Source organism: Thiohalocapsa sp. (genome assembly GCF_019695415.1).
In the GTDB taxonomy this organism is placed as follows: Bacteria; Pseudomonadota; Gammaproteobacteria; order Chromatiales; family Chromatiaceae; genus Thiohalocapsa.
The window spans coordinates 6986-16334 of sequence record NZ_JAIFKJ010000114.1 but is presented as its reverse complement, the minus strand read 5'-3'; the positions used below and the strand labels follow the sequence as shown (position 1 = coordinate 16334).

The window sequence follows — 9349 nt, the reverse complement described above, 5'->3', positions numbered from 1 at the left end:
CAGGCTTTTGATCGGGCCGCTGCCGTGGGCGTTGAGCACCAAATAGGGCCCTTCGAAGGGCGCCGCCGGCGCCTGGAAGTAGAAGCAGGGGGTGCCGAGCGTCGTCGGCGGCTCGCGTTTGAGGAGCGCCGCTGCTGCCGGCGCGTCGGTGGCGACGACTGTGGCGCGGGCGCGCAGGCGGGTGCCGTCGGCGAGGCGCACGCCGTCCGCTTCCAGTTGTGCCACGCGCTGGCCGAGGCGCAGGCTCTCCGGTGCCAGGCGGCTCGCGAGCTGCAACGGGATCTGCTCCATGCCATGCGCCGGCAGTGCGGTATCCCCCAGGGCGAAGGCGCGGAAGACGAATTCGAAAGCACGGCTGGAAACATCGAGCTCCGGCTCGAAGAAGACGCCGGCGAAGAAGGGCCGAAAGAAGCGCGCCTGGATGCGCTCGGAGAAGCCGAGCTCACGCAGCAGCGCCGGCGCGGACTGCTCCGGGCGTGCATAGAGCGCGTCCAGGTCGCCGTGCAGCGCGCGGCGGCGCAGACCAAGCAGGCGGAGCTTGTCGGCGAGCGTGCCGACAGGCGAAACCAGCATCTCCGGGAGTTGGGCAGGCCGGCGCCAGATGTCGCTGACCCGGTGGAATTGCCCGTCGATGCGCACCAGCGCCCCTGGGTAGAAGGGCCGCAGGTCTAGGGCGTCATAGTCCAGCAGTTGTTGCGCCGCCGGATACCAGGTCTGCAGCACCTGAAAGCCCCGGTCCAGCAGGAAGCCGTCGCGCACGTCCGTGGCGATGCGCCCGCCGACGCGGTCAGCCGCCTCCGCCAACAGCGGTCGCAACCCCTGACGCTGCAAGCGCAGCGCGCAGGCAAGACCGGCCAGCCCGGCACCGACGATGACCACATCCGCATCCACTTGACTCGCTCCTCCAAGACGGCGCTGTGCCGGTTCAACCTAAAGAGAGTAGTTGGACGGTCGTCAGGGTGCGTCCCGCAGGGTGACTGGCAAGGCACAACGACGAGGAATAGCCGTCCTATTCCGAGGAGTTGTAACGCCGCCAGGCGCCGTGCGGGACGTGCCATGGCGGCCGTAGCGGCGCTCACCCAGTGGGTGGCATGCGGCCACTGTAGGAATCGCAACTGGTACAACCATTTGCATACGCTTTGAAGCGTTCAACTGCTCTTTTTAGGTTCAAACATTACTGCCCTCAGCCCGCCGCGAGCCTGTCCCGCAGCAAAGCGGCCTGGCGCTGGATGGCGTCGAGCCGCTCCGGCTCGAGACGCTCCAGGTTGCGCCACATCAGCGCTGTGCGCGGGTGCCCGGCGAAGCGCTCGCGGTGTCGGGCCAGAAAATCCCAGAACAGGGTCGTGAACGGGCAGGCGTCCGCACCGACGGCCTGCTTGGGGTCGTATCGGCACCCTGTGCAATAGTTGCTCATGCGTTGGATATAGGCGCCGCTTGCGGCGTAGGGCTTGCTCGCCAGCACGCCGCCGTCGGCAAACTGGCTCATGCCCAGGGTATTCGGCGCCTCCACCCATTCCACCGCGTCCACGAACATAGCGAGATACCAGACGTGCACTTGGCGCGGCTCCACACCCAGCAGCAGCGCGAACAGGCCCGTGACCATCAGGCGCTGGATGTGGTGGCCATAACCCCGCTCCACCACCTGGCCAATGGCATCGGCCAGACAGGCATACTCCGTGTCGGCGTGCCAATAGAAGGCCGGCAGCGGCTGGTGCGCAGCGAGCGCGTTTTGCTCGAGGTATTCCGGCATCTGCTGCCAATAGATGCCGCGCACGTACTCGCGCCAGCCGAGGATCTGCCGCACGAAGCCCTCCACCGATGCGATGGGGGCACGGCCCTCGTGATAGGCCGCCACCGCGGCGTCGATGGCGCGACGCGGGCTCAGCAGCTTCAGGTTCAGCGCCGCCGACAGCCGCGCATGGTAGAGATAGGGCGTGCCGGCCCACATGGCGTCCTGATACGGGCCGAAGGCGACGAGCCGATGCGTGATGAAGTCTTCCAGTGCCGCCTCGGCCTGCTCCGGCGTCACCGGCCAGTCGAAGTGCTCGAGCGTGCCCGGTGCCTGTGGGAAGCGCGCCTCCACCTGGGCCATGACTTCCTGCGTCAGGGCGTCCGGCGCGAACCCCAGGGGCGGCGGCAGCGCCCCGGGCCCTTGTTTGCCGAAGGTCTTGCGGTTGTCTTTGTCGAAGTTCCAGGCGCCGCCGGCGGGTTTGCCGTCTTCCATGAGCAGGTCATGCCGCTTGCGCATCCAGCGGTAGAAGAATTCCAGTCGCAGCTCTTTGCGGCCCTTCGCCCAGTCCGCAAACGCCGGCAGCGGGCAGAGGAAGTGGCGGTCCTCCAAGACGTCCAGCTCGATGCCCGCGTCGGCACAGGTGCGGCTGACGGCGGCGAGCAGACGGTGCTCGCCCGGCTGGACCAAGCGCACCTGCGCGGGCGCCAAATTGCGCAGGTCGGCAGCGAGGGCCGCCTCGATGCTCGGGTGGTCGTGCGCACCGAGCTCCAGGTAGCGCACCGGCAGGCCCTCCCGCACGAGCCGCTCGCGGAAGTGGCGCATAGCGGCCAGGAAGAGCACCGTGCGCGCTTTGTGCGAGGGGACGTGCGTCGCCTCCGACGCCGCCTCGCAGAGCCACACCAAGTCCCGCACCGGGTCGCAGTCATCGAAGAGCCCGCTGTCGCGGTTCAGCTGATCGCCGAGGACCAGGAGCAGTCGGCGTATCGGTGCACTGTCGCTCTGCATCCGCTTCACGCGCTCGCCGCGTGCGGGAGCCCGGCAGCTGCGGCGTCCTGCCGGTAGGCCACTTGGCGGGCGAACAGGGCGCGCACGGTGTCGAGGGTGTCGGCGTCGGCCGCCGTCTTGTCGTCGCGGTAGCGCTTCACCCGGGCGAAGCGCAGCGCGAGCCCCGCGGGATATTGGCGGCTCTGCTGCAGCTCGTTGAAGGCGATCTCCACGATGAGCTCCGGGCGCACCAGGACCACATGGCCGTCGCGGGTGATCTCCCGGGCCAGCAGCTCCTCGGTCTGCCAGGCCAGCAGCTTGTCCGTGAGCCCCTTGAAGGTCTTGCCGAGCATGACGTAGCCGCCGGCGCCGTCGCGGCAGCCGAGATGCAGGTTGCTCAGCCAGCCGCTGCGCCGTCCGCTGCCCCATTCCGCGGCGAGCACGACCAAATCCAGCGTGTGTGCCTGCTTGATCTTGAGCCAGTGGCTGCCGCGGCCGCCGGCGGCATAAGTGGCCTCGGGGTCCTTGGCCATGAGGCCCTCGTGGCCGGCGGCGAGGGCGGACTGCAGAAAGCCCTGCGCCCTGCCCGCATCGGCGCCTATGAGCCTCGGGATCACCAGCGACGGCGGCAGGGCGTCAGTCAGCGCCCGGTGGCGCGCGTGGGTGGGCAGGTCGATCAGGGTCTCGCCGGCAAGTGCCAGGCAGTCGAAGCAGAAGACGGTCAACGGCAGCCGGGCACGCACGTCCGGGTCGTCGCTGTGGCGGCCAAAGCGGCGCATGGTCATCTGGAAGGGCAGCGGGCGGCCATCTGCGGCGAGAGCCAGCGTCTCGCCGTCCAACACCAGTTCGGAGGCCGGCAGGCCGGCGACGGTGGTCACGATCTCCGGCACTGCGGCTGTGACCTCGTTGCCCTGCCGGCTGTAAACCCGGACGGCGTCGCCTTGTTTGTGGATCTGGACTCGGGCGCCGTCGAGCTTGTACTCCAGGATGGGCTGCGGCAGCTGGGCGAGGGCGTCGCCCAGGTCCGCTGCCGGCTGTGCCAGCATCGGCAGCAAAGGCCGGAAGATCTGCAGTTTCAGCGCGTCGAGCCCGGCACGCCCGTGGGTTCGGGCGATGCTTGCGACCTCCGCGATGTCACCGCGCAGCATCTGCGCCCGGCGAACACTAGCCTGCGGCACATCGAAAGCGGAGGCGACGGCATCCAGCACCAGTGACTCGAGCGCCCCTTGGCGCAGCTCGCCGACGAGCAGGCGTGCCAGGTATTGTTGTTCCGGCTCGGTCGCGAGGGAGAACAGCTCGGCCAGTGAGCGTGTCCGCTGCGCCTTCGAGCCGGCGCCGGCGATGCCGGCAATATCTTCAAGGCGCGCCGCCGCTTCGGCGAGCGTCAGCGTGGGTGCCGTCGCTGGCGGCGTGTGGAGCGCCGAGCGCACCTGCGCCGGACCGATGCCGAGGCTGTGCTTTGCTGCATCGCCCGTGCACCACCGGGCCGCCGCGCCGATGTCCCCGCCACCGGCCCCCCGCAGTAGCGCGGTAAGCCGAGCGACCTTGGCGCTGCGGCTGCGCGTAGCGCTTAGATCGGCACAGGCCTGAGCCAGGTCCCGGACAGTCAGCATCGCAGCGGCCGGCCGGCAGCGGCGTGCTCAGTGATACTGCTCGGTGGTGTAGTGCCCCGGCTCGTGGCGCTTGTGGCGCTGCATGTTGCGGGCCTCCAGCCAAGCGCGCACGTCCTTGATCATGGCCGAGTTGCCGCAAAGCATGAGGTGACTGTCCTCGGGCGTGATCTCGGCATCCGCGGCGGCCTGCAGGGAGCCGTTTTCGAGTAGGTTCGTGATACGGCCCTGCAGCGCCGTCTCGCTGCTGTCTCGGGTGAGTGCGGTGATGAACGTGAAGTTGTCTTCGTGCGCCGCCTGCAGCTCGGCGAGGGTCTCCCCGTAGCTCAGCTCACCGGCGTTGCGTGCGCCATGCACCAGAATGACGCGCTCGAAGCGCTCCCACGGGTCCGCAGTCTTGAGCATGGACAGATACACGCCCAGCGCGGTCCCGGTCGCGAGCATCCAGAGGTGCCGGCGCGATACCACATTGTCCAGCGTGAAGACGCCGCTTGCCTTGTCGGACACCCAGATTCGGTCCCCCACTTCCAGATCGGATAGTTTGGGCGTGAGCGGGCCCTCGGGGATCTCGTTGAAGTAGATCTCGAGCGGGCGCTCGGAGGGCGCGTTGACCAGAGAGTAGGGGCGGCCGACGCGCTCTCCGTCCACGTCCAGCGCGACCTTGATGTATTGCCCTGCCGCGAAATCCGGTAGGGGTGCGTCGATCTGCAGGCTGTAGAGCTCCTGCGACCAGTGTCGCTTGCCGGCGATCTTGCCTTCGAGCCATTCGGCCATGGATGCTGCTCCTCGCGTTGTTCTGAAACGCGCTAGCTTGGTTCGATGGCTGGGCATTTCAAAGGTTGAACAGGATCTGGACAGGCCTTGAGCCGCCCCATTCAGTTGGGTTGGTCGCCGGCAGGCGGGGGATTGTGATCCCTGCGCGCCGCACCATATCCGCGCTGTCCAGGTTTTGTTTAACCCAGCTGAACGGAGCCCCACCATGCTGCCCATGCGTTACCTGACACCGCTGCTGATTGTTCTGGGAGGTTTACTCATGACCGATACCGCCACCGCTGCCTGCGCGCCTGCACTCAACTTCGAAAAGCGCCGTCTCGCCGGCGACGAGACCGTCAACCTCTGCGAGGCTTACAAGGGCAAGGTGCTGTTGGTGGTGAACACCGCAAGCAAGTGCGGCTTCACCGGCCAGTACGAAGGGCTCGAAGCACTCTACGATCAATATCGTGACCAGGGCCTTGTGGTGTTGGGCTTCCCGTCTAATGATTTCGGGAACCAAGAGCCAGGGACGGAGGAGCAGATCAAGGACTTCTGCCGCCTGACCTATTCGGTGGAATTCCCGATGTTCGAGAAGGTCAGCGTCAAGAAAGGCAAGGCCGATCCCTTCTACCAGTACTTGGCGCAGCAGACCGGTGTCTATCCGAAGTGGAACTTCTACAAGTACCTCATCGACCGTGATGGCAAGGTCGTGGACGTGTACTCCAGCGTGACCTCGCCCAAGAGCAAGAAGCTGGTGCGCACCATCGAGCAATTGTTGGCCAAACCGGCGTCGTCCTGATCCTGAGACCGCCGAGCCCGCGCCGCGGCCGCTGCGCACCGCCGGGCGCCGGCGGCGGCGCGCAACAAGCGGCCAGATGCCTGCGCGGTGTCGGGCCGTTGTGCGTTGCCGATCTCGGCATGAGGTGGCTAGCCTCTGGGGCGCGCGACTAGGTGCTGTCGCCTGCCGTACCGACACCGAGTTCCGCTAGACTGCGCAGCCAACGTCTGCTGCCGACAGGCCCCACCAATGCTCTATCTGCTCGCGCTGCCGCTGCTGATCATTGTCGGCGTGCTGATCTTTCTGCTCCTGCAGCCGGGGGAGATCAACGTCCGCCGCAAGCTGACCATGCGCTGCACGCCAGCCATGGTATTCGAGCGGGTGCAGGACCTGCGAGGCTGGCGGGATTGGAGCCCCTGGCTGCTGCATGAGCCGGATGCAGCGCTGAGCTACAGCGACGATCCCACAGCCGTGCATGGCTGGTACGCCTGGAACGGCAAGCTCATCGGCGCCGGCCGCATCACCCACGTGTCCCTGCACCCGCCGGAGCGCATCGAGCAGCGCATCGATTTCAAGCGCCCGTTCAAGCTCACCGGTGCGGTGAGCTGGGAGCTCGTGCCTACCGTGGACGAGGGCGCACCGGCGACGGAGGGCTATTGGACCATGCGCGGGCGCATGCCCTTTTTGCTGCGCTTTCTGGCGCCGATGCTCTCGCAGCTCATCGGCAGAGATTTCGAGCTGGGTCTCGTGCGGCTGCGGGCCCTGCTGGACCCGGATGCGCCGACGCTCGACATCCGCTTCCCCGGCAACACGGAGCTGCCGGCGCAGACGGCGCTCACCATCGCCTTCGATGGCGGCACCAAAGACATGCCGCAGGCCATGCGAGAGGGCTTCGGGCGCATCCGCGCAGCGCTCGAGGAGCGCGGTGTCGAGCCCGCCGGTCCCGCCTTCAGCGCCTACCATACGCCCGACGCCAAGGCCGGGCGCCTGCGCTGCGACATCGCCGTGCCCGTGCAGCCTGGTACCGCAGGCGGAGACTTTACGGTCAAGGGATTTCCAGGCGGTCCTTGCCAGGCGACGGAAGTGGCTGGCAGCTATGACTTTTTGGAGCTCGCCTGGCATGCGCTCATGGCCCATTTGCGCATGACCAAGCAGCAATGGGACCGCACAAGGCCGGCATTGGAAGTGTACGCAACAGGGCCCGAGTCGGTAGCCAGCGATAACGAGCTGGTGACGCACATCTACGTGCCCATCCGGGCCAAGCGCTGAGCAGCGCGCCCCACGCGGGCGGCATCCCCGCCGCAGAAGGTCCCGCGCGAGGACGAGCCGAGCGCTGCGGCTTCCGATATGGGGCTGGATCGAGCGGGCGCCCGGATTGCTTCACGACGCCGGATAGTTGCAGAGGCATCAAGTTTCCAATGCCGCCTCCCGTTCCAGGCAGCGATAGGGCTAAGGGTCAAGGCGCAGTTGCTGCCGGCGGTGTAGGGTTCAGTCCGTTAGCCCTCGGCCCTCAGCCCTGGCCAATGCTGAACCCGAGTCATGCCGGCGATCCGGTCGCTCGGCGGTCTGATGCGCCGCCTCGCTAGCCTTTGACGGTCACGATCTGCTTCAAGGTGTGGACCACCTCAACCAGATCCGTCTGGTTGGCCATGACGCTGTCGATGTCCTTGTAGGCGGCCGGAATTTCGTCGATGACGCCCTTGTCCTTGCGGCACTCGACCCCCGCCGTTTGCGCCGCCAGGTCCGCTCGGCTGAAGCGGCGCTTGGCCTCCCCTCGGCTCATGCGCCGGCCGGCGCCATGGGCGCAGGAGCAGAAGCTCTCGGGCTCCCCCAGGCCGCGGACGATGTAAGAGCGCGCGCCCATGCTGCCGGGGATGATGCCGAGGTCACCCTTGCGCGCGCGGATGGCGCCCTTGCGGGTCAGCAGCACGTCGCGGCCGAAATGGTGCTCGTGTGCGACGTAATTGTGATGGCACTCGATGGCCTCGTCCGTGACGCTGAAATCCGGCAGCCGGCCAAGTGCCACCTGATGCCGTAGGGCCCCCAGAATCAGCCGAACCATCTGCCGGCGGTTCTCGAGCGCGTAGTGCTGCGCCCAGCCCACGGCCTCCACATAGTCATCGAAGAGCTCGCTGCCTTCGGTGAAATAGGCCAGATCCCGGTCCGGCAGGCGGATGTCCAGGCGCTCCATTTCTCGGCGCGCCTGCTCGATGAAAAACTGGCCGATGCGGTTGCCGATACCGCGCGAACCGGAGTGCAGCATGATCCAAACCCGGCCGGACTCGTCCAGGCAGAGCTCGATGAAGTGGTTGCCGCCGCCCAGGCTGCCGAGCTGGCTTTGCCAGCGGGCGTCGATGACGGGGTACTTGGCTTGGATACGCGTGAGCCCGGTGGCCACACGCTTGAGCCCGTCCTCGCACCAGCGCCCGTCCGGGTGTCCCGCGAAGCCCACGGGCACGTCGCGCTCGATCTGTGCTCGCAGCTCGGCCAGGTTGTCCGGCAGCTGATCGGCGGTGAGCGACAGGCGCAGCGCATTCATGCCGCAGCCGATGTCCACCCCCACCGCTGCCGGCACGATGGCGCCGACCGTGGGGATCACCGAGCCGATGGTCGCCCCGAGGCCCCAGTGCACATCCGGCATGGCCGCGACATGGTGATGTACGAAGGGCAGGGCGGCGACGTTTCGCAGCTGCTGGGCCGCGGCCGCGTCGATGTCGTCGGTGAAGATCTTCACCGGTTTGTGCTGGTCCGTCAGGACTTGGCGAATGGGCACGGGTTGTTTGGGTCCAGGGTCCAGGGTTCAGGGTGCAGGGTGCAAAGAGCAGAGCCAGAGTGTAGGCCCTGGCGCTTGTTTGGTGCGGGGAGCGATGCTGTCGTCGCGCGTCGACCGCACCCAGGCATCCCTCACCGAGGTTTTGGCTGCTGGTCGCGAAGCTGGCGCTTCGCGACGAGAGCGCCGCCGTGCCGGCGCCGACCGCCCCGCCGACGAAGGGAGCCGGGCTGGCTACGTCAGTGGGCCTCCAGCTTGCCGAGCTCCGCCAGTATCTGCAGCACCAGCTGCTCGCCCTGGCTGTCCATGCCGCGGGTCAAGCGCTCCGGGTCGCGCTCGCCCTGGATCATTGGGCGGATGATGCCCGCGAGCCGCGCCATGGCGCCGCCGACGGTGCTTATCTGCTCGGCCATGTTGCCGATAAGGGCCAGTGCCTGGGGGTTGCCGGTGGCGGCGGCGTGGATCATGTGCGCCAAGCCTGGGGCGGCCATGGTCGGGTCTTGGCGTTGGGCCGGGTCGGGTAGGGTGGTCGGGTCCTGCATGCCCCGCAGGATGGCATCGGCGATGATCTGGTCCTCTTCGTCCAGCCCGCGGAAGACCTCCGGGCCGCGCTCGCCGGCGGCGATGCCCTTGAGTGCGCGCCCCAGCCCGGTCCACCCCCTTTGCTCCGCCTTGTTAGGCAGGGCATCGAACTCGGCGCGGCCCTCTGCCGTGCCGCCGGT

The 9349-nt window shown here is 67.5% G+C and carries 8 protein-coding genes; 2 read left to right on the top strand and 6 right to left on the bottom strand.

What is annotated here, in order from left to right; all coding sequences use genetic code 11:
- The 4 genes from I6U14_RS02685 to I6U14_RS02670 form a co-directional block, all read right to left on the bottom strand.
- Window positions 1-891 (bottom strand): FAD-dependent oxidoreductase (locus tag I6U14_RS02685; protein ID WP_296896675.1); only part of this gene is annotated, 891 nt, incomplete at its 3' end.
- Between the two features lie 292 nt (window positions 892-1183).
- Entirely contained in the window at window positions 1184-2737 is a 1554-nt protein-coding gene (locus tag I6U14_RS02680) for a cryptochrome/photolyase family protein (protein WP_296896673.1), read from the bottom strand.
- Window positions 2738-2742: 5 nt separating this feature from the next.
- Complete coding sequence (locus I6U14_RS02675; protein WP_296896671.1) at window positions 2743-4329, bottom strand: ATP-dependent DNA ligase; 1587 nt, start codon at window positions 4327-4329, stop codon at window positions 2743-2745.
- 27 nt (window positions 4330-4356) lie between these two features.
- Entirely contained in the window at window positions 4357-5100 is a 744-nt protein-coding gene (locus I6U14_RS02670) for a ferredoxin--NADP reductase (protein ID WP_296896670.1), read from the bottom strand.
- Between the two features lie 259 nt (window positions 5101-5359).
- Between I6U14_RS02670 and I6U14_RS02665 the strand changes: the two genes are divergently transcribed.
- Together I6U14_RS02665 and I6U14_RS02660 are read left to right on the top strand one after the other, a co-directional pair.
- Complete coding sequence (locus I6U14_RS02665; RefSeq protein WP_296896668.1) at window positions 5360-5878, top strand: glutathione peroxidase; 519 nt, start codon at window positions 5360-5362, stop codon at window positions 5876-5878.
- A 228-nt stretch (window positions 5879-6106) separates the two neighbouring features.
- Window positions 6107-7126, top strand: coding sequence for a GyrI-like domain-containing protein (locus tag I6U14_RS02660; RefSeq protein WP_296896666.1), 1020 nt, complete (start codon window positions 6107-6109; stop codon window positions 7124-7126).
- A 313-nt stretch (window positions 7127-7439) separates the two neighbouring features.
- On the opposite strand, the gene I6U14_RS02655 is transcribed toward I6U14_RS02660, so the two are convergent.
- Both I6U14_RS02655 and I6U14_RS02650 read right to left on the bottom strand, forming a co-directional pair.
- Window positions 7440-8630, bottom strand: coding sequence for an RtcB family protein (locus I6U14_RS02655; RefSeq protein ID WP_296896665.1), 1191 nt, complete (start codon window positions 8628-8630; stop codon window positions 7440-7442).
- 236 nt (window positions 8631-8866) lie between these two features.
- On the bottom strand, window positions 8867-9349 hold a 483-nt coding region (locus I6U14_RS02650; RefSeq protein ID WP_296896664.1), incomplete at its 5' end, for a hypothetical protein.